Source organism: Streptomyces sp. NBC_01591, assembly GCF_035918155.1.
GTDB lineage: Bacteria > Actinomycetota > Actinomycetes > Streptomycetales > Streptomycetaceae > Streptomyces.
The window spans coordinates 585168-606796 of the sequence record NZ_CP109328.1; the positions used below are offsets into that span (position 1 = coordinate 585168).

Below are 21629 nucleotides of genomic sequence, written 5' to 3' on the forward strand. Positions count from 1 at the left end.
AACGCCGCCTGAAACCACACAAACCGGCTGCTACGAAACTCGGAACAGCTCATGGCTGATGCCCGTAGCGGGCGTGCCCAATGTGCCACACGTAGGAGGCTGCGACGGCTTCCATGGCGTGAGCGTGATCCGCGAGTGCGTTCTTGCTGTTGGCGGCGAGTTCGGTGATTCGAAGGCGTGCGGTGGAGGCTTGGTCTTCACACATGCGGGAGGCCAGGCGGAACGCCCCTTCGAGGTCGCACTCGCGGTGTCGGATCAGCAGTGTTGGCAGGCTCAGAGGAGTCGGGTCACCGCGACCCGTCTCCTTCGCGTACGAGGCAAGGTCGTTGATCCACCCGGCAAGGTCGGCAACGGCCTTCTCCAGCTCCCGCACTCCTGCCGAGGCTCGCTGATCCTCGGTGAGTTCGTACCCGAGCACGACTTCCGCGGTCGCCATAACGGTCCGGACGAAGACCGTGTGTGGGCGCATCGCGCAATAGTCGCTCAGGGTGACCTGGTCGAGCCTGTCGAGGTGATGGGCCTCCCAGAGGATGCCGAAGAGGTTGTCCCGCAGGTGTGCGGTGAGCCGTAGGTACTGCGTGGGCGTGGCCCGTTCCCGGAACCGGTGCAGGAGGTCCCGCAGGGCGGCGATGCAGGCGTCGTCATCGGCCGCCGGCTCGTCGTGGCCGGCCAGCAGGTGGACACAGTGACTGATGCGGCGGACCAGACGGGCGGTGTCACGGCCTCCTTCGGCCTCGCCGTGTACGTCGTCGAACGCGGTGAGCCACAGAAAGAGATCGGCGCAGAGGAACACGCCGTCCCGGTCCGCCGTGGGCAGGACACGAGCCACCCCCTGGGCCGTGATGTTGCAGAGGGCCTTCGCCTCGCCGGGTGAACCGATCAGGGGGAAGGTCCGGAGCCAGTGGGTGGTCTGTTCCTCGATGGCGTCGGCATACGGGCTGGTGGCGAAGGGGCCGGGGAAAGAGCCTCGGAGGTCGGGCATCGGCAGGGTACGCGCGTCCGAGCTGCGGGTGTGGCTCATGCGGCTGTCCCCGCGACGGCCCGCTGCCTGGTTTCGGCGACCATACGGGGGTCCGACGGGTGCACGGTGAGCAGGCCGACCGGCTCCACGGTGGCGCCGGGAACGGGCCGCAGCCGCCAGCGGGACGCGATGAAAGCCGTGATGACGATCGCCTCCGTCCAGGCGAACGCGTCGCCGATGCACATGCGTTTTCCCGATCCGAAGGGGATGAAGGCTCCCCTCGGCGGCTGGGGGCGCTCCGGCAGCCAGCGGTCGGGGTCGAAGCGCAGCGGGTCGGGGTACAGGGCCGGATCCCGGTGCAGTGCGTAGGGACTCCACAGCACCTGCTCACCCGCCGGGAGGCTGACCTGCCCGAGGCGCACGGGCTTGGTGGCCTGCCGGGTCACCAGCCAGCCGGCGTGGTGCAGGCGCAGGGTCTCACTGACCAGCCTGCGCGTGAAGGCGAGTCGGGGGACGTGCTCGGCGGTGATCGGGCCCTCTCCGACCACGGAGTCGACCTCCTCGTGCAGCCTGCGCTCCAGCTCGGGGTCGCGGCCCAGCTCGTGGAACAGCCAGGCCAGCATGACTCCCGTCGTCTCGGAGCCCGCAGCCAGCAGCCCGATGATCTCCGACAGGATCTCGTTGTCGGGCAGTGGCGCACCGGTTTCGTCCCGGGCCTCCAGGAGCAGTGTCACGAGGTCGTCGTGGGCGTCGGGGACCGCCCGGCGCTCCGCGATGATGTCCGCCACCTCGCTGCGCAGCAGGCTGCGGGCGGCCTTGAGCCGCCGGTTGCTGCGGGTGGGCAGCCGTTCCAGCGAGGACACGGGCACCATGGTGCGCCAGATGGCGGCCGTGAAGACCGTGTCGACGGCGTCGAGGATCGCGCGCGCCCGCTCCTGCTCCGCGCGGAAGGAGCACAGCACTGACATGGCCACGTCCTGGGCCATGAGCCCCATCTCGGTCTTCAGGTCCAGCAGTTCCCCCTCACGCCAGTCCGTGATGGACGGCTCCACCGTTTCCCGCATCGTGTTGACGTACCCGCTGATCCGCTCGCGGTGGAAGGCGGGCTGGAGCAGACGGCGCCGACGCAGGTGGGGCTCGCCTTCCGCGACCGGCAGGGCCGACTGACCGAAAAGCTTGAGCTTCTCGCCCAGCAACCCCTTGGAGAATGAGCCGGACTTGCTGGTGAGCATTTCGTGGATCAGCTCATGAGAGTTGACCACGGTCACCTTCTTGAGGCCGACCGACATACGGACGATCGGCCCGTATGTGCGCAGGCGTTCGACGAACTCCAGGCGGTCCTTGAGCAGGGGCACAACGTGTCCGATGAGCGGCAACCGCCCCGGAGCGGTCGGCGGAACGTTCATGTCGGCAGTCACATCTATGTCAGGAGTCACGCGTCCGTCCTTTCCACATATGCTTCTGTACATGCGGCTGCGCGACGTGCCCGCAGCAACTCCCGCGCAGCGAGCACCTCCGCTTCGATCACTGCGATGGGCGCATACAGGGTTTTGTCGTGCCACAGGGCGGGGTGCTGGTGGCTCGGGTGCGAGGCGGCGCGCAGATACGTTTCGGCAAGGTCCAGGGCCCGGGTGTGCTGCGGCTGCGGTGTGGGTGTGGCGGCGCTCAGCAGGATTTTGACGGCGTATGCGGTTTCTTCGACGGTGCTGCCCCACACGCCCCAGGAGCCGTCGGCGCGCTGAGTGTCAGTGGTCCACGCGGCGGCGCTCCGGACGGCGCTGGACGCGTGGTGGCCGCCGTACTGTGCGAGCGCGGTGACGCTTCGCGCGGTGGCGTAGTAGGGGGAGGCATGCCACTTGTCGGTCCAGTGCCCTTCGGGTTGCTGCTGGCCGGTCAGCCAGTCGCAGAGCTTCGCCGCTCGGGGGCCGTATGTGTGCTCTGCCGTCGGGCAGCGCCGCAGGTAGCTCACGAGGGCCTGGAGGGCGTGGGCGTTCGCGGTGACCGATCCGGTGTCCTCGCCGATGTAGCAGTCGTAGTGGCTGCCGTTGTGGAACAGGTCCAGCGGTGCCGGGTCGTACGGCAGGCCGACGAGCGAGGCAACCAGCACTGCCATGGCAGTGTCGTCGGCATCGGTCATGAGGCCGGGCGCACCGCGCACGCCTTGCGGATCGTAGATCTCCTCGGCCCACCCACGGACAGTGGGAAGAGCGGCAGCGGGCAGGTGGGCGCGCGCCAGTGCGGCGGCGACCCATAGCCGTTCGACCACGCGGAGGGGCGCGGCCTCGGGGAAGAGACCGCCGTAGCGCTGCGCCACCGCGGTGAGGTCGTCGACGGCCCGAGCGGTAGTGGCAGGTGACCGCGTTGCCCGTGCCGCGGTGGCGGCCGGCGAGCTGCCCAGCAGGCCTTCGACGTCAGGGACGAGCGACGGTGGTATGTAGCTGCCTAGGCCTTCGAACGTATGGTGAAACTTGACGGGCAGGCTGCCCGCCGACTCGTACCGCCTGGCAACGGAAGCGGGTGCCGACGCGTGGAAGCCGCCCGGAACCGGCAGCCGGGGGCCACCGAAGCCGGGCATGTCCCCGCCGGTGATCAGGGAGCCCAGCTTCTCGTTGATCTCGGCCACCAGGCTGGGTACGAGAATTTCCGCTGCGGCCGTGTCCGGCCACGGGCCCGCCGATGGCATTGATCGCAGTACGTCGAGGCCTCTGTTCACCGCGGCTGTGAGCCGGCCGGTGACCTCTGCGGACGCGGTGCCCCTTCGCAGGACGGCCAGTGCGGCCTCCACCCCGCTGAGTGTCGGCAGCAGCCGGTAGGGCAGCGGCCCCTCCCCCCAACTGCCGTCGGGCGCCTGCTGTTCCAGCAGGTACGTGATCCGCCGTGGCTCCTCGGGCAGCCACGGCGCCGCCGAGAGGACGCGGGCCGTCTCGTACAGGGAGGGACGGACGCTTCCCCACCCGTCCTGGTCGGCCCTGGCCACCAGGCTGGTGGCTCGTTCGGCGTAGGACGTGCTGATGGGCGTGCTGATGCTCATGGGGCGACTTCCTCCTCGGGGTTCTGACTGGCGGAGTGCGGCGATGCGTTATGTCTGCCTGGCCGTCGCGTCCAGGGCGAGCCGGCGCAGGGAGGCTGTGGCACTTCCCGGGAAGGGGGCGTCGTCCAGGGCGGCGAGGGCGGCGGCCCGTCGTGTGGTGATCATTTCCTCCACGGTCTGCCGGGCGCCGGTGGAGTTCAGGATCGTGCGGACCGCGGCTGCGTGTTCCTCGTTGAGGTCGCTTCGGCCGACGAGCTCGCGCAGTGTTTTCAGTTCGGCCGTGGAGGCTCGCTGGACCGCGAGCGCCATCAGGACGGTGGCCTTGCCCTCGCGCAGGTCGTCCAGTACTGGTTTGCCCGTTTTGGCAGGATCACCGAAGACCCCGAGCAGGTCGTCCCGCAGCTGAAACGCTTCTCCTAGTGGGATGCCGAAACCGGTGCAGGCATCGAGTACGGGCGGGGTTGCTCCGGCCGCTGCTGCCCCTATGTGAAGGGGTCGTTCTATGGTGTATTTAGCCGTCTTGTATCGAATAACGTGCAGTGCCGTATCCACATCACCGGTGAGGCGGCCGGTGGTCTGCAAGTCCAAGAGCTGGCCGTACATGACCTCGCTCCGCATCTCGGCCACCAGTGGCAGCACCTGCGCCAGCCGCCCCGGGCTGAGGTCCGCTGTTCGGAGGAGTTCATCGGACCACACCAGGGCCAGATCGCCGAGCAGGACGGCCGCGCCCAGACCGTGTGCCTCGGCCCTGCTGCCCGGGCCGCCGCTGTCGGTATACGCGGTGGCCAGTGCACGGTGGGCGGACGGCCGGCCGCGGCGGATATCGCTGTCGTCCATCACGTCGTCGTGTACCAGGGCGAACACCTGGAAGAGTTCGAGGCTGGCGGCAGTGCGAACGGCAGCAGTCATGTCACCTGTTGCTCCGGCGGCTTGCCATCCGTACAGGCACAGCAGGGACCGAAGTCGTTTTCCGCCGGTCAGGAGTCCGCGCAGGGCGGTGGTCAGGTAGAGCAGCTCGATTCCTGGCGCAGCACGTTCCTTGTCGTCCAGGAATCCGGTCAGAGCCGCGCCGACCTTCTGTCGTAGGGAAGAGAGGTCGGGCAGTCCCGTGGGAAGGGTTTGTGTCACCGGCGGTTGATCCTCTTTCGTTCGGGAACCGTCGTCGCGGTTCCGTTCTTGCAGAGGACGGGTCAACGGACCCGCGTCTCCTCCCTGAGGTTGTAGCGGTGGTGCCGGCCGGCTCCCGGGCGGCACCACCGCGACGTGACGATCGACGGCAGGTGATACGGCTTCTACGCCTCAGTGCCGCCTGACGTCGGGGAGAACGGTGTGTCCCGCTCGGGGCGGGAAGGGCTCCGGCTCCAGGGGGTGGCCCCGTTGGCGTCGGGGGTCAGCGGGGTGAATCGGGCCGGGAGCGAGGTGAGCGTCCGGTGGACAGCCCCGGGGCGGTAGGTCAGCCTGTCGGCGGGAACATCCAGTTCGATGTCCGGCAGATAGGTCAGGAGCCTCTCGATGGCGGCCGTGGCGATCAGTGTGGCGACGTCACGGGCAGGACATGTATGGGGACCTGCGGCGAAGGCCAGGTGGGCCTTGTTCCCGGAGCGGTAGCCGTCCGCCGGAATGCCCGAGTGGGGACAGGTGTTGGCGGCTGCGTACGACACCATGACGGGCGAGCCCGCGGGGATGCGAGCGCCGTGGAAGGTCACGTCCTTCTTGGGAAAGTGGACGCTGTAGTTGGCCAGCGGCGCGTCGTGCCACAGCGCGTCGTCGATGGCGTTCTGGATGGGCAGGCTCCCGGTGGTCAGGGTGCCGAAATAGCGGTCGTCGCTGAGCATGCGGACGAGCGTGTTGGCGATGAGGTTGCCCAGCGGCTCGTTCCCGGCCCCGAGGGTGATGAGGATCTGGTTGACGGCCTCTTCCTGGCTCAGCCCATTGGGATGATCGATGAACCAGGAGGTCAGATCGTGGCCGCGCTGTGCCGCCTTGGTCGCGTAGAGCGTTTCGAGGTAGGCGCCGAACGACTGCCCGCCCGCAGCTTGCGTCTCCGGATCGCTGTCCATCATCGCCCCGAGCGCCCACACAAGCCGCCGGCCCTCCTCGTCCGGCATGCCGAACAGAGCGTTGAAGACCATCAGGGGCAGCTGCTGCGCGTACTGGCGGACGAGGTCAACCGTCCCGGTATCGGCGAATTCCTGGAGCAGCGTGTCGGCGAAGCGGAATGTCAGGGCGCGCACATCATGGGGATCCAGGAGACCGAAGCTGTCCGTGATCACACGTCGCAGGTGCGCGTGTGCCTCGCCGTCGGCGAAGAACAGACTCGGCCGCCACTCCACCAGGGGCCGGATCGGGCTGTCCTCCGGCACCTGGGGCAGCCAGCTCCGGGTGTCCTTGGTCCACGTATCGGTGTCCTGGAGGAGGTCGAGGGCGGCTCGGTAGTCGGTGACCAGGTTGACCACGACACCGGGGGCCACCTCGGCTACGCCGACCGGTCCCTGTCTGCGCAGCAGTTCATAGCTGCGCTGCGGGTTCGCGGCGTGTTCGGCCCCGTGCAGGGACACGGGGGCTTCGGCTGGTGTGAGCGTCACGAGGCTTTGACTCCGGCAACGGATATGGAATGGGCGGTCAGTTGGGCGAGGGCGTGCAGGCCGCTGTTCTTCTCTCGTGCGTCACAGGTGACCAGTGGTGTCTCCGGGGCGAGGTCGAGCTTCGAACGGATGAGCGCCAAGTCGTACTTGGGTGAGTCAGGGAAGACATTGACAGCGACGGCGTACGGCAAACCGCGCTCCTCGATGAGTTCCATCACTTCCCAGGAGTCCTTGAGCCGCCGGGTGTCGACCAGGATGAGGGCACCGAGTGCTCCGAACGCGATGCCTTCCCACAGCGGAAGGAAGCGGCGCTGCCCCGGAGTTCCGTACAAGTACAGAACGATCTTGTCGCCTGGCAGCGTCAGACGGCCGAAGTCGATGGCGACCGTGGTGGTGGTTTTGTCGCGCAGGACATCGTGGCTGAGGTCATCGGTAGCGACCGCCGCGTTCGTCATGACCTCGTCGGTGTGCAGTGTCGGAATCTGCGACAGCGACTTGACCACGGTCGTCTTGCCGATACCGAGCGGGCCGGCAACGAGGATCTTGATCCTTCGGTGTTCCCCCTCGGGCAGGTAGACGGGGGGCGAGCTAGGCGGCAAGGAGAGCGTGGAGTCCACTCAGAACCTCCTCCAGGACTTCTTTCGACGGTCGGCCATCGTTCGACGCGCGGAGGGCGTCCGGAAGCGGGACGGTGGCCTTTAACTGACCGTCACTGACGAGTTGTTCGGCGAGCACCAGAGTCACGCTGACCGGGAGGCCGAGGTAGCCGGCCAGTTCGACGACGCTGAGCGATCCGTCGGTGAGGAGCTCGATCACGCGCTGGTGCACCGCTGTGTGGTACCTCGCGAGGGGCAGACCACTGGCACGCAGAGCGGCCAGCGAATCGAGGGTGCCCGAGAGGCCGGCGCCGGGGCTGGTCCCGGTCGCGAGGTAGGCCGGCAGCAGCCGTCGCTGTTCCTGGCCCCGGCTCATGACGCCCCGTCGCTGGTACGGGCGGGAACGGACATTATCTGTTCCCCGAGTTTCATTGCCTGGCGGGCCATGGTGGCCGCGACCACTCCCATGGGCATGTCCTCGTCGCCCGCCGCCGCGATCAGGGTGTTGGTTCCCTCGCCGACCGGCATGACCATGTAGATACCCCGGTCGTTGTGCGAGGTGACGGTCTTGAGCGGAGTGCTTCGAGGGGCTCCCAGAACGGCGTTGGTGGCGGCGCGGGAGGCGGAGTGCAGCGCGGCGGTCATCGCACCGATGCCGTCTGCCTCGTCCTTGGTGAGATCCTCGGAGATGGCCTGGACCATCCCGTCGAGAGTCATGGTCAGGGCGTGCCGGACACCACGGATTTCGGTGATGGGCTTCAGGACCCAGGCGGACGGGCCGGTCTCTTCGTGGGTTTCAGGCATGGTCACAGTGTTGACTCCGAATCGGTGACGGACCGGTCGCCGGTGAGGCCACTTTGGAAATCGCTCCACATGGCACCGGTGTCTTCCGGGTTCAAGGGGCGGGGCGCTGCGGCGGCCTCATTATCGGTGGCTGTCGCTGAGAAACGGCGGCGGCGCTGCGGAAGCGCGGCCGCGCCGGTCGGCGCGGGCGATTGCGCGGGCGAGTCGGCAGCGGCGGGCCGCTTGTGGGCCTGTGGCGCCACGGCAGGTTGGGGAGCCATGACCGACGGAGGTGTGGCGTTTTCGTCGATCGAGGTCAACAAGTTCTCGGGAACGGACACCACAGCGCGCACCCCGCCATAGGGAGAGGAAGTGTCGATGGAGACATGGAGGCCGTAGTCGGCGACGAGACGGCCGATGGCGGCGAAGCCCATGGACGGCGGATCGCCGAGTTCGAGGAGCAACACCTCCTGCTGGTCACCCGATATCAGACTTCGGCCGCGGGCGAGCGCCTCTGAGGTCATGCCCTTGCCGGCGTCGTCGATCGTGATGCACACACTGCCGTTGCCGGTCTGGATCAAGCCGACGTCCACCATGAGGTCGTCACGGGAGTGCTCCAGCGCGTTGGCCATCAGCTCGGCGCAGACCACAGCAACAGGCTCGGCCGCACGCCCGACCACGCCGATGTTGGAAAAACCCAGCCGAGAAACGATGTTGATGCGGTCGAAGCCGCGCAGTCGGGAGGAGGCGCCACTGACGACCTCGCTCACGTAGGTGTCCTTGCGGACGTGACCCGGCCAGCCTCCGCACACGATGGCGGATCTCTGCGTGAGGCGCAGGTTCTGCTCATTGATGTGGTCGGACTCAAGCAGACTCTGCGTCAGACGGGGCGGCGCGCTGAACTCGTGCTGTAGACCCACGATATTCGTCTGCAACCGGTAGGAGAGGGCCTGGGACTCCTGAGTCGCGCCACGCAGAGCAGCCCGAGCAGCGGCGTCGATGCGGCGCCTTTCCTTGAGGACGATGCCAGAAACCGCTTCGGGTAGGGCGTCGAGGAGCTGTGCAGCCTCGGACCCCGCGAGGTGCTTGTGCAGGAGTCCGGGGACGGGGTGATGAGAGCTGATCAGGTGCAGTGCGAGAGCGGGAAGCCGATCGGAGACGAGGTGACGAACTTCGTCGAGAAGCTCCGCCTCGCGGGTACTGAGTTCCTTCGTGCGGGACTCTGCGGCCTGCCTGTTCTGCACCTCGGTTCGGGTGCGGCCCTCGGCAGCCTGCACACGGGAATTGGCGGCCTGCGCCTCCGCGGACAAGTCTCTGACCCGTCGTACGTGCTTGCGGCGCGAGCGTGCCAGGAGCAGCGCCCAGACTGCTAGGAGGAGGGACAAGACGCCGAGGGCAAGGGCGATTTTTGAGGACAAGGTCACGGAGGGTGGTCCTAGAGGTCGGTCGAGCCTTCGAAGAGCGGCGCAGCGGTTCACTCCCCCGTAGGGGTGGTGAGTGCGGCCTCCGGAGAACTGGCGGACAGGAGAACAATGTGGCAATTGGTGAATAGTGCGTGGACCGTTCATACAGGGCGAAGAAGTGCACCGCAGACAAACGACTGCGAGGCCGAGACGGGGCCCGGTGAATCGCCCGAGCCGGCCAAGGCTCCAGCGGCGCGATCCCCACGGGCAGCGTCGGCCGTGCGGCCAGCCCTCGCGCAACTCCCGGCCCCGGAAACGGTCGCAGGGCGGAGCCCGCTGAACGCAAATGAACAGGTTCATCAGAGCTCCGTTGATGACTGCGAACGTCGGCTACATCGGGTGCTTCCCGCCATCGCACGCAGTCGCCGCGGCCCTGGCACTTCCTAAAGCGCCGTCAGTTTACTGGAGTTGATCTGTGCACGCGGCGTTGGTGGGCCCGCGCAGTTACGAACCGGACGATCTTTGCTCGCCGGGTTCTCGCTGATCGCACGGCGTAGACAGTGGCACTCTCCGGCAACTCGCCGTATCGCCCCGTACTGGGTGATCGTTGGCGGCGGTGTCGAAGAGAGCGACACCAGCCGGGAGGCCGCGCTCCTGAGTGAGGTCCGTGAGGAGATCGCCGGTGATGCGGACATCGTGCGCCTGCTCCACGAGATGGAGAATGCAGAGGGGGAGAAGGAGTACTTCAGAAGTTGCTCGCCTTCCTACCGGTCTTCCGTGCCTCCGCACGCCTTCAGCACCTGCATCTCCGGGGCGGTGAATCTCCTCGACCCGCGCGCGGTGGTGCTGGGCGGCGAGCTCTCGCGGCTCGCACCGTGGCTTCTGCCGTCCCTGGAGCGGGAGTTGACGCGCCGGATGGCGACGTCTGCGCCGGCGGTGGCGTTACAGGCGCAGATCGTGCTGGCGTGTGCAGGCCCTGACGTTCCGCCGATTGTTGTGGTGGCGCGGGATCTTCGGGTAGCGGCGGATGCGGTCCGCAAGTGGTGTCGGCGGACCCTCGCCTGGACGCGGCACGTCTCCCTCGGTGGGCGCGTCGCCGATCTCCAAGATCCCGCCGAGGAGTTCCGTGACCCTGACTCTCCGCTGTGGGGCGTGCGGTTCGAAGACCCGATGGGCGTCAAGCATCACGCGTACCACGAGACAGTCCTCAGGGGCCTGAGCACGGCTGTGTACACGGACGACGCGAAGGAGTCGGCCCCCATCTCCACGTGGGTGCAGGACGGCCGAGAAGCGAAAGCTGGAGCCGCTCCCTGCATCGGGGCCTTCCCGGTCGTGCAGCTCGGGCTGTTCTCGGACGCCGCTGTCCGATTCCCATACCAGGGGCATAATGCTGACACGGCCGAGTGACATTCGGGCGTGAGCGCGAGCCGCGTACGTCGGGCGGGCGGCACTCACCACAGGGTGCTGCCCGCCGACGTGTGAGGTCACCGCCAGCCACCCCCGACTATCGCTGCTGCGCCGCACCCACCCCCGGAACACCTCCAGGTGCTTCCACGGCTGATCAGCATCCGCATCCAGAGCCCACCCGCCCGTGCCTCCCGCACATCCGCTCCCACTGTGGTACGTACCGCCGAGACCGTCACACCCCCGGCCCCAGGCGCCTCGGACGGCGCTCGAAGCGACCGCTCCGGTGTCCGGGCGGGACGCATCCCAATGGCCGTGGTGCCCGGCGTAGCCCCCGGTTCGGCCGTCACCGACCCCCGGAAGTCGAGCCGTGCGAGGTGGGTCCGGGCTCAGTTGCCGGGCGGAAGCAGGTTCCTGGTCAGGGTGAAGGCGGAACTCGCAGTTGTGAGAAGGGCGTTGACGCGACCGAGGACGCGGTTGGCCCGGTCGGTGTCCTGCGCACCGGCCGCGTCCGTCAGGTCTTCGGCATACTCCCGTGCCCTGACCGCCTCCTCGGGCTGGGCACTTTCCGAGTCGGCCCTGAGAGCGGTGGCCAGCTGATGGTACGAGATGCCGGACAGGTCGGCGCTGCTGTCACGCCCGCTGCTCTGGGCCACCCCGTGAGGGCTGTTGACGTTGACTGCCGCGAAGCCGCCCGCTGAGGCCGTTATGTGCATGGATTCGTCACTGATCCCTGTCCACATGAAGTGCTTCCGGTACTCGCGCCAGCCCTTGCGGGTGAGGGCGTAGGAACCGCGGAGAAGCCTGCGGATGGACGAGCTACCTTGCGGACAGCTGCGGGTTTGGACGCGGATGGACGGTCGACCGAGCCGTTGGCGCGCTTTGGCCTGCTCCCGCTCGGCCAGCGTCCACTGATCCGGGGCCGGGAACTACGCCACCGCCAGCACGACCACAGGGCATTCGCCTCACGAGGCGCGGCGGGATGAGCGCGACCATGCGCAGCGCACGCCCACGAAGCTCGGCGGGGTAGGGGGACGGACGGGCCATGGCTCGATCCTCTCAGGGAATCGAGCCTCCAACAGACCCGGAGCGCTTCATCCCAGGATGCCCCGCACAGCAGATGCTGCATGCCGTGCGGACTTGCTTCCTCGGCCCATACCGGCTCGACCAGCAAGATCACACCACGCGAGCTGCGGAAATCCTTCCTTGAACCCGTTGACCCCCCTGCAACCCGCGCTTAATATCGTCAGTACACCAATGATTGGTGTACTGACTATTTGGCTGGCAGTGGGCGCCGCCCCGCGTTCCGCTCGCCGCCCATCCCCCGTCTCAACGAGGAGGCCGTATGCCGTCGTCCTTTACATCCCCGCAACTCGCCGTGGTCGGTGGAGGCATCGGCGGGCTGGCTGCCGCCCTGGCCGCCGCCCGCGCGGGGAAGCGGGTGACGCTCGTGGAACGCGCGACCGAGTTCGGCGAGATCGGAGCCGGCCTGCAGTTGGCCCCCAACGCATCCCTCGCGCTGGAAGAGCTGGGCGTTCTGCCCGAGGTGCGGCAGACGGCCGTGGTGCCGCCCCGACTGGTCATGATGGATGCCCTCAACGGCGACCGGATCACCGAACTCGACCTGCACAGCGACGCGTTCCGCGAACGCTTCCGCCACCCGTACCTGGTCACCCACCGCACGGACCTGCACACGGCCCTGCTGACCGCTTGCCGGGCACATCCCGCCATCACCCTGCACACCGGGTGCACTGTCGTCCGCGTCGAGCAGGACGGCTCCGGCGTCCGCCTGCACTTCGCGGAGACCACGGAGGTCCTGGAGTCCGACGCGGTGGTGGCCGCCGACGGGCTGCGCTCCGTGTTGCGCCAGGCGCTGGTCGGCGACGGTGATCCGGTCTGCTCCCGCTACGTCGCCTTCCGCGGCGCGCTGCCCACCGTCCGGATGACGGGCCGTATGTCGGAGATTGCCGCCTCGGAGGCGGTGATGGTGTGGGCCGGCCCCCGTATGCACCTCGTGCAGTACCCCGTGCGCCGTGGCGAGCTGTACAACCAGGTCGCGGTCTTCGAAAGCGACCACTACAGGCCCGATTCGGACGACTGGGGCACGGAGGCCGAACTTGAGGAGCGGTTCGCCGACACGTGCCCGGCCGTGCGTGCCGCACTGCCGCTGGTCTCCCGCGACCGTCGCTGGCCGTTGTTCGACCGCGCACCGGTCGACACCTGGGTATACGGACGCATCGCCCTGCTCGGCGACGCGGCACACCCCATGCTCCAGTACCTGGCCCAGGGCGCCTGCCAGGCCCTGGAGGACGCCGTGGCCCTCGGCCGTGCGCTTGCCGAGTCCGAGGACGCGGCCGACGCCTTCGCCTCCTATGCAGAGCGGCGCCAGGGACGAGCGGCCCTGATCCAGACCACGGCCCGCAGCTTCGGGGAACTGTGCCACCTGGAGGGCATGGGCGCCGCCGTCCGCAATGCCCTGCTCGCCACCCGTTCCTCGCACGACTTCGACGACATCTCCTGGGTGTGGACACCGGCCCCCGACACCGTTTCCGCCGCCTGACCGACCGTACGGAGGACCACCATGACCGACGACGCCGCCTACAAGGCCCTGGAGAACCTGGGCGCCGCCCCGCTGTGGCGCTTCTACGGCAACCTCTTCCCCGCCGAGCCCCGCAGCCGTGCGCTTCCCCATCGCTGGAGCTGGCAGGACCTGCGCCCTCACCTGCTGCACTTCTCGCGGACTCTGTCCCTCGACGAGGCCGAGCGCCGGGTACTGATGCTGGTCAATCCCGGTCTCATCGACCCGCCGGCCACCGTCAACACCCTGTACGCCGGGCTCCAGATCATCCTCCCCGGCGAGACCGCCCAGGCCCACCGGCACACCTCCAACGCGTTCCGTTTCATCCTGGAGGGCACCGGCGCCTGGACCACCGTCAACGGGGAACGCGTCCACATGGCCCCAGGCGACCTGCTGCTGACCCCCGGCTGGAACTGGCACGACCACACCCACCAGGGTGACGCGCCCATGATCTGGCTGGATGCCCTGGACTACCCGCTGGTCAACGCACTGGAGGCGGGATTCTACGAGCAGTACCCGCAGCGCCTGCAGCCGGTCACTCGACCTGACGACGCGGGCAGCCGGCAGTTTCTGCACGGCCGGCTCACACCGGCCTGGCTGACCCCCGACGGGCCCAACTCACCCGTCACCCGCTACACCTGGGAGGAGACCGCACGAGCCCTCGAGGCCGTCGCGGACACCGCCGAGGGCAGCGACATCGACGGCATCGTGCTGGAGTACACCAACCCCTGGACCGGTGGCCCCGTGATGCCGACGATCGGCTGCCGGGTGCAGCGTCTGCGCCCCGGGTTCCAGGGAGCGGGCCGCCGGCACACAGCGTCCACGATCTTCAACGTGGTCCGCGGCGAAGGTGCCACCGTGGTCGACGGCGTACGGCTGGACTGGTCCGAACACGACACCTTCGCGGTCCCCGGCTGGGCCTCGTACCGGCACCTCAACGCGTCCGCCTCTCAGGACGCCGTCCTCTTCTCCTACAGCGACGAACCGGTGATGCGCTCGCTCGGCCTGTACCGCACCGAGACATCCGACCCCGGCGCCTGACATCCCGGACGTCCAACCGCTCACCACAGCAAGGAACATGACATGCGTCTGACTCTCTTCAACGAGGGCCGACTCGGACTCGTCGACGGCAACGACATCATCGACGTGACCGAACAGCTCGCCGGCACCGGCCCTTACGGGCCCGAAGGCCCGCTGCACCGCCACATCGAGCGCCTGGCCGACGGTCGTACCGGGCCGCTGGACCTCACCGGAGCGCCCCACACGCTTCTGGCCGAGGCGACGCTCGAAGCGCCGCTTCCCCGCCCGGGGAAGATCATCGGCGCTCCCGTCAACTACCTCGATCACAAGGCCGAGATGGAGTACACCACCTCGGTCGCCGACCTCGGCGTCTTCCTCAAGGCGAACTCCTCCGTGATCGGGCCAGGTCAGGACATCCTTCTGCCCTACACCGACAAGCGGACCGACCAGGAGGGCGAGCTGGGCGTCATCATCGGACGCACCGCCTCCCACGTCTCACGTGACGACGCTCTCGATCACGTCTTCGGATACACCTGCGTCCTGGACATCACCGTCCGCTCCGGCGAAGACCGTTCCACCCGCAAGTCCTTCGACACCTTCACTCCCATCGGACCCTGGATCGTGACCGCGGACGAGATCCCGGATCCGGACACACTGGACCTTCGCTGTGACGTCGCCGGGACCACACGACAGCGGACCAATACGGCAGATCTCATTTTCGGCGTGCGAGAGCTCATCGCTTACACGAGTTCCGTCATGACCCTGCACCCCGGTGACGTGATCGCAACCGGAACCCCAGCGGGTGTCGGCCCGCTCAGCCATGGCGATCGCGTGGTGCTGGAGATCGAGCGCGTCGGACGCCTCGAAGTCGGCGTGGACGGGTCGGGGGCCACTGCCTACGCGCAGCGTCCCGGGTACCACTCCCGCTGACGGACGGGACAGCGCACACCGAGGCAATGCCGCTCGCTCGTAGACTCCCGGATGGGCCCGCCGTCCGGGAGGAGGGCACCACCTCAGCGGAAGAAAGATGGAACACCGTGGTACGCGCATTGAATCTGGAGAATTACATCGGGCATCTGATCCGCCGAGCGGAGCAAGTGCATACCGCGATGTGGGCTGCTCAGGTTTCCCAAGAGATCACCTCTCAGCAATTCGCCGTTCTCAACGCTCTGCGGCAGCAGTCCGGTATCGATCAGCGCACTCTCGCCTCCGTCACCTCGCTGGACCGCTCCACCGTCAATCTCATTGTCCGCCGCCTCACCGATCAGCAGTACGTCACCCAGGTGCGGGACGCCGCGGACCGCAGACGCACTCTGCTGAGTCTGACCGACAATGGCGACCGCCTTCTGGGGTCCCTCATCCCGCCCGCGCAACGCGTCAACGAACAGCTTCTGTCGGCTCTGCCCGCCAGTGAACGCGCTTCGGCCGTGAGCGTCCTGCGCACCATCGCCGACATGGAAGTCACGTCGCCAATGGGCAGTTGACAGCCTCCTGCACTGCGGCTCATCCACCGGCCGGATCAGGACGACTTGCGAACTCTCTATCTGTCCGAGGAGTCAGCCGTTGCTGCAAGACCACTCTCGCGCCACCAGGGACGACGGACCGGAACACAGCCCAGTAGCACAGGCCCAAGGAGCCACCGGTACAGGACCTGTGATCAGCCGCGCCCTGCAGATCCTCGACGCCTTCAGCGCTCAGTCCCCTCACCTGTCACTCAGCGAGCTGGCGCGAAAAGCGCAACTGCCCGTGTCGACCGTCCACCGGATGCTGGGAGAACTGCTTGCCTGGGGAGCACTGGAGCGTGACGCCCAGGGACGCTATCGCATCGGGCTGCGCCTGTGGGAGCTCGGCTCGCTGGCACCACGCGGTCAGGGGTTGCGCGAGCGAGCCTTGCCCTACCTCGAGGATCTCTCGCTGGTCACCCGCGAAAATGTGCAGCTGGCCGTGCGCGAAGGCACGGAGGCGGTGTTCATCGAGCGGATCGGGGGAAGCTGCGCGGTACCGACACTCACGCGTGTAGGCGGCCGGCTTGCCATCACCGCGACAGGCGCGGGGCTGGCCCTGCTCGCCCACGCACCGGCCTCTGTCCAGAACGACGTGCTGGAACGGCCCATCGTACGTAGCACGCCTTACACGATCACCGATGCCAACCGGCTGCGAGGGGTGCTGGCACAGGTTCGGGCACGGGGCTACGCGGTGAGCGACCGACAGCTGTCGCTCGACACGCTTTCGGTGGCCGCGCCGGTGCGGTCCCCGCAAGGAGAGGTCGTCGCGGCCGTTTCACTTGTCGTGCCTTGCGGCTCTGCCACCCCGGCTGCCCTGGCTGACCTCGTCCTTACCAGCGCCCGTGCCATCAACCGCGCACTTCACATGCCCGTTTCCTGACCGGCTCTCCCGCGAAGTAAATGGTTTCCCGGCATACGGAAAAGCGGCTGGTTGCAGCCGCGCCGGATTCAGACCATGTGTGCGCCGACTGCTGGAGCGAGCCACTGGATGTGAGCTGGTTCAAAGGCGTCGGTCATATCGCAGTCGACGACGGAGTGCTCCCATGTTCATGCGTTTCGAGTTCCATGCCGCCCAGCGAGTCGTCCGGTGAGCGCGCCCCTGCGCGAGGCCGTGGACAACGGGCCCATGACCCGTTTTCAGTGGACCGCGATCGGTGTGTGTGTCCTGCTGAATACGCTCGACGGGTTCGACGTCCTGGTCATGGCCTTCACCGGGAAGACCATCTCCAGTGAGTGGAATCTGAATTCCGGCACACTGGGGCTTCTCCTCAGCTGCGGCCTCATCGGAATGGCTGTGGGAGCACTGCTCGTGGCACCCTGGGCGGACCGGATTGGACGGAAGCCCGTCATACTGGCCGGTCTGGCGCTGGCGGCTGCGGGCATGCTGCTGTCCGCGGCAAGTCAGAACTGGCAGCAGTTGGGATTGCTGCGTATCGTCACGGGCATCGGCATCGGCGCTGTCCTTGCGTGCAGCAACGTCATCGCCGGCGAGTTCGCCTCCCGCCGCTGGCGCGGCCTGGCCGTCAGCCTGAACTCCACCGGTTACGCGGTGGGCGCGACAGTCGGCGGCCTCGCGTCGGTCACCCTCATCGACCATTTCGGATGGCACTCGGTCTTCCTCGCCGGCGGCATAGCCACCGTGGTCGTCATTCCCCTGGTGATGCTCCTGCTGCCGGAGTCTCTCGACTTCCTCATCACGCAGAGGCCACCAGGGGCTCTCTCCAGAATCAACAACCTTGCCCGGCGCATGGGACACGCGGAAATCGACTCGTTTCCCCCCGCTGCTGCTACTCACCGGCTGAGTGCGGGATTCCGTCTCCTGCTGGCACCAGGCCTGCGCCGTGTCACGCTCGTGCTGTGGTCTGCGTTCTTCCTGGTGATGGCCGCTTTCTACTTCGTGACCAGTTGGACGCCGACCCTGCTCGTCGAAGCCGGCCTGTCCTCCACCCAAGGTCTCACCGGCGGCACTCTGCTCAATCTCGGCGGAATGTTCGGCACCGCGCTCCTTGGCGTAATGGCTGCCCGCTACGCACTGGTGAAGGTGAACCGTGGCTATCTGTTCGCGTCCGGTCTGCTCGTGGTGGCGTTCGCGGTCTCGACCGAGAACCTTGCCCTGGCCTTCAGTTTCGGTGCGGTCGTCGGTGTCGCCGTCAACGGGTGCATCGCGGGTCTCTACGCGCTGACCCCAGCCATCTACGAAACCCGTCTGCGCGCTACGGGAGTCGGTGCTGCCATCAGCGTCGGCCGCGTCGGGGCCATCGCCGCCCCCACTGCCGCTGGTTGGCTGCTGGATGCCGGCTGGACACCGCACGCCCTCTACATCGCCGTCGGCGTGATCTTCGCGGCTGCCGGACTGCTGTTGTTCTTCATGCAGCCCGGCAGTAGGCCCGCTGTCACAACTGCGGATCAGGCCGCCGCTACGATGTAGACCGACCGGCAGATGGATCACTTGAGGCGTCGGGTGATGGGACGGCCGCCCCGGCGACAGCGGCTCGCCGAGCTTCGGATGACCACGCGGAGCGTGACGGAAGCGGCTGTCCCAAAAGCCCGGGGCGATTCACCCTGCTGCTGCGACAGCGGGTTGGTGCAGGTCTTCCACCTCCACTCGAACCAACAGCGCCTCACGGCGCAAATAGAAGTTGAGCCAGAACCAGGGAAAAGACGGCACTTCGCGGGACGGCCCCTGGAATTCGCCGTGAGGGCGGCGGGCCGTCGAGGTGGGCCTGCCGTTGTCAGTACGTGTTTGGGTCAAATGAACTCGCATTGACTGATTAGCGATCACCCGATGGAGTGGCGGGCGAATGGGTGAATACTGCCCAGGGAAGGACCCCTGCGTCCGCCGTCGATGACGTTGGAATCCGAAGCCGCAAGGACGCAAGGAGTCACACATGTCCATGGTCCAGACTGGAAAGCTCGACCTGTCGTCGAACCAGCCCATCGAGACACGTGGGGGGAACACCTCCACTTTCACCCGCGTCAACTTCCCCACCCCGTTCCCCAACGGATCCCAGGTGATCGTGCTGGCCCAGACCCAGACGTTCAACGGCACGGAGACGCCCGGCATCCGCCTCCATGACGTCACCCCCAGCGGATTCCTCATCCGCTTCAACGAGGTCAACGTCAACGCCAACGTCCGCAGCGACGGCCACCACGTGACCGAAACCGTCGGTTGGGTGGCCACCACCGTCTGACAAGACTCCTGCCGTCTCTGGTCCCGCCCGCACCCAGGACCAAGGCGTCAGGCGCTGCTGGCACCAGCGGCGAACCAGCCCGCTGAACCGCGGTCGGCCCGGTGAAGATCGGACATTCCTGGGTGCGCCGGCGCACCCGCGGCATGACCCACATCGCGGCGGCGGCCACCCTTGACGCTGGAGGCAGATGGACGGGGCGGGTGGCGTGATCGGGGGTGATGGTGGGTGTTTGGGCTGATCGCCGGGGGGTCAGCCCATGGTGATGAAGGAGAACCCTCTGTCGGCGTAGTTGTCGTCGGCGTCTCCGGTCACCAGCCGGGCTCACGTGCGGGGACGGTGTGGTCGGCAGGGACGGAGCTGAGCTCCTTCTCCAGTGCCTCACGAGGGTGTGGGGGATGAGAAGTCGGGGTGACCCGGGCAGTGACCACACCAGTGGCTGGTCAGCACACGCCGGTGCGGCGGCTCGGTGCACAAGCAAGCGAAAGGACCGCCCGCTCCCGCCTCACCCGCTACATACTCAGCCGCTGCCCCCGTAGAACGTCGCCGACGGCGCTCTGCGGGCTGGTGAAGCCCACCACGTAGCAGGAGGTACCGCCGTTGGCGAAGAATCCGTAGACGGCTTCGGCCAGAGGGAAACACCGCTCCAGCGCGCGAATCGCGGCCGGGTCGGTCGCCTCCGCGAGCTCCTCGGCGATTCCCTTCACGCTGTAGCGGTCTGTGAACTCCTGCCAGCCTCTGACCAGCTGCGGGTGCTTGCGCTCATCCTCTGTGAACGGCGGCGTGGACGGCGTTGGGTCGCCCTTCGCGGAGACCTTCGTGTAACCGAGGAACGCCGGAGTAGATGTGCCCACCCCGACGATCACGCGCATACCGGCGGAGGATTCGCGTGCATAGATCCCTGGTGGTTTCGAGCTGGACATCTGCGCTCCTAGAAGAGGGGTGGCTACGTGCTGGTGGCGCCTTCGCGGACCTGGCATCCTCGAGGGCCTGGTGAAGCGGGCGATCTCGGCAAGGCGTACACGCCGATGGCACAAGCCGAGACAGCCGTACCCATCCCCGCACACTGCACTGAGCGGTGACCCCGTAGAGAGCGCAAACCATTCTCCCGGGTGAAACCCCATGAGACCCGGACACGAGGCAGCAGGTACCCAACGGGCTTGCCGCCCGCGGGGGAAACGTGGTTCAGCCCTGGCTGCGTGCCGCCGGTCGAGATACTCACCCCTGTGATCAGCGGTGCGCTCGTGGTCATCTCAGGTGATGGGCGTCGTGGGTATGTCAGTGGTGAGGTCATGGGTATTCACACGGGTCCCGAAGCATCGTGATACGCCGGGGCACTCCGACCATGAGGGAGAGACTATGGCGAGGGTGGTAGTCGAGGGGACCGATATCGTCGTACACCTGTCCTGGCGGGAGAAGGCGCTCGCACGCCACCGCAATGTGCGGGTTCCGGTGTCGGCGCTGCGCCAGCTCCATATCGAGCCCGACTGGTGGCGTGCGCTTCGCGGTGAGCGTGATCGGGGCACGTGCATCCCCGGACAGGTGTGCGCGGGTGTCCGGCACCTACGGGAGGGGCAGGACTTCACGTTGGTACGGGCCGGCACACCGGTGCTGTGTGTGGAACTCCGCCGGAGCGCGTCATTCAGCCGGCTGGCGATCTCTGTCCCCGATCCTGAGAAGGCGATGCGAACTCTCTTGCCGCTGGTCCCACGGGATCGGCTGGGATGAAAGCGAGCGGCCCCCGCTTCCCACTGCGTACCGTTCTCGCCCCTGGCCGACAGTCGTTCGACGATTGTCCGGTCGACGGAGGCCAGGAGCTGTCCGCCTCGGCCGCTGGCGTCGCCCGCCCCGCCGCGCCGACGCGCGCCAGCGCGCGGCCCTCTCCTCGGCCGACGAGGTTCCGGTGCCGGTGGAGGCCCTGGTCGAGGCGGCACTCAGCGAGACGGAGCCGAACGTCGCCGGAGCCCTTCGATGGGCGCTGGCACGATCGGGCGACGGCGGCCCGGCGCTGCTGGCGCAGGGCCTCGGCTCACCGGTGGCCGCGGTGCGGAACGTGCCGTTCAAGCCCTCGCCGAGATGCCCGGTGGTGAGGCTGCCGCGCAGCTGCGGGACGCTCTCGCGAACCCCGACGTCGTGGTCCGCGGGCATGCGGCTCTGGCGCTCGGGACATGTGGAGTGGCCGATGCGGTCCCGACGCTCATCGACATGATCGTGGAGGGAAGAAACGACACCGATGCAGCCGATGCACTGAGCGTGCTGGCGAGCGACACCGCGACGGCGGATCGGATCGCCACCGGGCTCGTCGCCCGCCTCGCCCACGACACCACCCAAAGCGCCTGCGCGCGGGCGGCTGACCCAGGCGCTGGCGGACATCCCGGGGACGAGGGCGTCAGGTGCCCTCGTGGAGCTGTCGCATGACGTGGACCGTGCTGTTGCGCTGACGGCGGCGTACCCTTTTCAGCTGCGCGACGCACCGTGACGGATCTCTCCTGGGGGGCCGTGTACGCGGCCCGCGGGGCGAAGTGGTCCCGGACTTATCACCGTCCGCCGAAGGAGGACAGCGGACCTCCTGGCC

General features: G+C 67.6%; 19 protein-coding genes and 3 pseudogenes. 11 read left to right on the forward strand and 11 right to left on the reverse strand.

What is annotated here, in order from left to right; translation table 11 throughout:
• Positions 1-49: 49 nt before the first annotated feature.
• From OG978_RS43730 to OG978_RS43770, 9 genes are all read right to left on the reverse strand, one after another.
• Positions 50-1021 (reverse strand): terpene synthase family protein, encoded by a 972-nt coding sequence (locus OG978_RS43730; protein WP_326770649.1) that lies wholly within the window; start codon positions 1019-1021, stop codon positions 50-52.
• Complete coding sequence (locus OG978_RS43735) at positions 1018-2397, reverse strand: cytochrome P450 (RefSeq protein WP_326770650.1); 1380 nt, start codon at positions 2395-2397, stop codon at positions 1018-1020. Before OG978_RS43735 ends, OG978_RS43730 begins: the two co-directional genes overlap by 4 nt.
• Entirely contained in the window at positions 2394-3992 is a 1599-nt protein-coding gene (locus OG978_RS43740; protein ID WP_326770651.1) for a prenyltransferase/squalene oxidase repeat-containing protein, read from the reverse strand. The genes OG978_RS43735 and OG978_RS43740 overlap by 4 nt, the downstream gene beginning before the upstream one ends.
• Before the next feature lie 48 nt (positions 3993-4040).
• On the reverse strand, positions 4041-5120 hold the full coding sequence (locus OG978_RS43745; RefSeq protein ID WP_326770652.1) for a polyprenyl synthetase family protein: 1080 nt from the start codon (positions 5118-5120) through the stop codon (positions 4041-4043).
• Between the two features lie 164 nt (positions 5121-5284).
• Positions 5285-6577 carry a cytochrome P450 gene (locus tag OG978_RS43750; protein WP_326770653.1) on the reverse strand — a complete coding sequence of 431 codons (1293 nt, stop codon included), beginning with the start codon at positions 6575-6577 and terminating at the stop codon, positions 5285-5287.
• Entirely contained in the window at positions 6574-7194 is a 621-nt protein-coding gene (locus tag OG978_RS43755) for a GTP-binding protein (protein WP_442817885.1), read from the reverse strand. Before OG978_RS43755 ends, OG978_RS43750 begins: the two co-directional genes overlap by 4 nt.
• Complete coding sequence (locus OG978_RS43760; RefSeq protein WP_072485399.1) at positions 7166-7549, reverse strand: DUF742 domain-containing protein; 384 nt, start codon at positions 7547-7549, stop codon at positions 7166-7168. Before OG978_RS43760 ends, OG978_RS43755 begins: the two co-directional genes overlap by 29 nt.
• Positions 7546-7977 carry a roadblock/LC7 domain-containing protein gene (locus OG978_RS43765; RefSeq protein ID WP_326770654.1) on the reverse strand — a complete coding sequence of 144 codons (432 nt, stop codon included), beginning with the start codon at positions 7975-7977 and terminating at the stop codon, positions 7546-7548. Before OG978_RS43765 ends, OG978_RS43760 begins: the two co-directional genes overlap by 4 nt.
• A 2-nt stretch (positions 7978-7979) precedes the next feature.
• Positions 7980-9380: a sensor histidine kinase gene (locus OG978_RS43770; protein WP_326770655.1), complete on the reverse strand. Its 1401-nt coding sequence runs from the start codon at positions 9378-9380 to the stop codon at positions 7980-7982.
• 501 nt (positions 9381-9881) lie between these two features.
• Here OG978_RS43770 and OG978_RS43775 point away from each other — a divergent pair.
• Both OG978_RS43775 and OG978_RS43780 read left to right on the forward strand, forming a co-directional pair.
• Positions 9882-10103 (forward strand): annotated as a pseudogene (locus OG978_RS43775) (NUDIX domain-containing protein); the annotation flags it as partial.
• 63 nt (positions 10104-10166) lie between these two features.
• Positions 10167-10295 (forward strand): annotated as a pseudogene (locus OG978_RS43780) (ROK family protein); the annotation flags it as partial.
• A gap of 857 nt (positions 10296-11152) precedes the next feature.
• Here OG978_RS43780 and OG978_RS43785 read toward each other — a convergent pair.
• Complete coding sequence (locus tag OG978_RS43785) at positions 11153-11479, reverse strand: hypothetical protein (RefSeq protein WP_326770656.1); 327 nt, start codon at positions 11477-11479, stop codon at positions 11153-11155.
• Positions 11480-12108: 629 nt separating this feature from the next.
• On the opposite strand from OG978_RS43785, the gene OG978_RS43790 reads away from it, so the two are divergent.
• The 7 genes from OG978_RS43790 (at position 12109) to OG978_RS43820 (ending at position 19057) form a co-directional block, all read left to right on the forward strand.
• Positions 12109-13323, forward strand: a complete 1215-nt coding sequence (locus tag OG978_RS43790) for an FAD-dependent monooxygenase (protein WP_326770657.1) — start codon at positions 12109-12111, stop codon at positions 13321-13323.
• 21 nt (positions 13324-13344) lie between these two features.
• Positions 13345-14382, forward strand: a complete 1038-nt coding sequence (locus OG978_RS43795; protein ID WP_326770658.1) for a cupin domain-containing protein — start codon at positions 13345-13347, stop codon at positions 14380-14382.
• Positions 14383-14424: 42 nt separating this feature from the next.
• Positions 14425-15291: a fumarylacetoacetate hydrolase family protein gene (locus tag OG978_RS43800; protein ID WP_326770659.1), complete on the forward strand. Its 867-nt coding sequence runs from the start codon at positions 14425-14427 to the stop codon at positions 15289-15291.
• 119 nt (positions 15292-15410) lie between these two features.
• Positions 15411-15845 (forward strand): MarR family winged helix-turn-helix transcriptional regulator, encoded by a 435-nt coding sequence (locus OG978_RS43805; RefSeq protein WP_326770660.1) that lies wholly within the window; start codon positions 15411-15413, stop codon positions 15843-15845.
• Positions 15846-16014: 169 nt separating this feature from the next.
• Positions 16015-16746 carry an IclR family transcriptional regulator gene (locus OG978_RS43810; protein WP_326770661.1) on the forward strand — a complete coding sequence of 244 codons (732 nt, stop codon included), beginning with the start codon at positions 16015-16017 and terminating at the stop codon, positions 16744-16746.
• Positions 16747-16953: 207 nt separating this feature from the next.
• Positions 16954-18294, forward strand: a complete 1341-nt coding sequence (locus OG978_RS43815; protein WP_326770662.1) for an MFS transporter — start codon at positions 16954-16956, stop codon at positions 18292-18294.
• 460 nt (positions 18295-18754) lie between these two features.
• Positions 18755-19057 carry a gp53-like domain-containing protein gene (locus OG978_RS43820; RefSeq protein ID WP_326770663.1) on the forward strand — a complete coding sequence of 101 codons (303 nt, stop codon included), beginning with the start codon at positions 18755-18757 and terminating at the stop codon, positions 19055-19057.
• 509 nt (positions 19058-19566) lie between these two features.
• Here the strand turns inward: OG978_RS43820 and OG978_RS43825 are convergent.
• On the reverse strand, positions 19567-19977 hold the full coding sequence (locus OG978_RS43825) for a hypothetical protein (RefSeq protein ID WP_326770664.1): 411 nt from the start codon (positions 19975-19977) through the stop codon (positions 19567-19569).
• A gap of 436 nt (positions 19978-20413) precedes the next feature.
• Here OG978_RS43825 and OG978_RS43830 point away from each other — a divergent pair, with 436 nt between their 5' ends.
• Both OG978_RS43830 and OG978_RS43835 read left to right on the forward strand, forming a co-directional pair.
• Positions 20414-20782 (forward strand): hypothetical protein, encoded by a 369-nt coding sequence (locus OG978_RS43830; RefSeq protein ID WP_326770665.1) that lies wholly within the window; start codon positions 20414-20416, stop codon positions 20780-20782.
• Between the two features lie 127 nt (positions 20783-20909).
• A pseudogene (locus OG978_RS43835) lies at positions 20910-21533 on the forward strand (HEAT repeat domain-containing protein); the annotation flags it as partial.
• Between the last annotated feature and the right edge of the window lie 96 nt (positions 21534-21629).

What these genes read in the sequence shown, in the direction of transcription:
- OG978_RS43730 (WP_326770649.1), bottom strand. Translation starts at nt 1,021, where the DNA reads ATGAGCCACACCCGCAGCTCGGACGCGCGTACCCTGCCGATGCCCGAC.
- OG978_RS43740 (WP_326770651.1), bottom strand. Translation starts at nt 3,992, where the DNA reads ATGAGCATCAGCACGCCCATCAGCACGTCCTACGCCGAACGAGCCACC.
- OG978_RS43760 (WP_072485399.1), bottom strand. Translation starts at nt 7,549, where the DNA reads ATGAGCCGGGGCCAGGAACAGCGACGGCTGCTGCCGGCCTACCTCGCG.
- OG978_RS43765 (WP_326770654.1), bottom strand. Translation starts at nt 7,977, where the DNA reads ATGCCTGAAACCCACGAAGAGACCGGCCCGTCCGCCTGGGTCCTGAAG.
- OG978_RS43785 (WP_326770656.1), bottom strand. Translation starts at nt 11,479, where the DNA reads ATGCACATAACGGCCTCAGCGGGCGGCTTCGCGGCAGTCAACGTCAAC.
- OG978_RS43790 (WP_326770657.1), top strand. Translation starts at nt 12,109, where the DNA reads ATGCCGTCGTCCTTTACATCCCCGCAACTCGCCGTGGTCGGTGGAGGC.
- OG978_RS43795 (WP_326770658.1), top strand. Translation starts at nt 13,345, where the DNA reads ATGACCGACGACGCCGCCTACAAGGCCCTGGAGAACCTGGGCGCCGCC.
- OG978_RS43800 (WP_326770659.1), top strand. Translation starts at nt 14,425, where the DNA reads ATGCGTCTGACTCTCTTCAACGAGGGCCGACTCGGACTCGTCGACGGC.
- OG978_RS43820 (WP_326770663.1), top strand. Translation starts at nt 18,755, where the DNA reads ATGTCCATGGTCCAGACTGGAAAGCTCGACCTGTCGTCGAACCAGCCC.
- OG978_RS43825 (WP_326770664.1), bottom strand. Translation starts at nt 19,977, where the DNA reads ATGTCCAGCTCGAAACCACCAGGGATCTATGCACGCGAATCCTCCGCC.
- OG978_RS43830 (WP_326770665.1), top strand. Translation starts at nt 20,414, where the DNA reads ATGGCGAGGGTGGTAGTCGAGGGGACCGATATCGTCGTACACCTGTCC.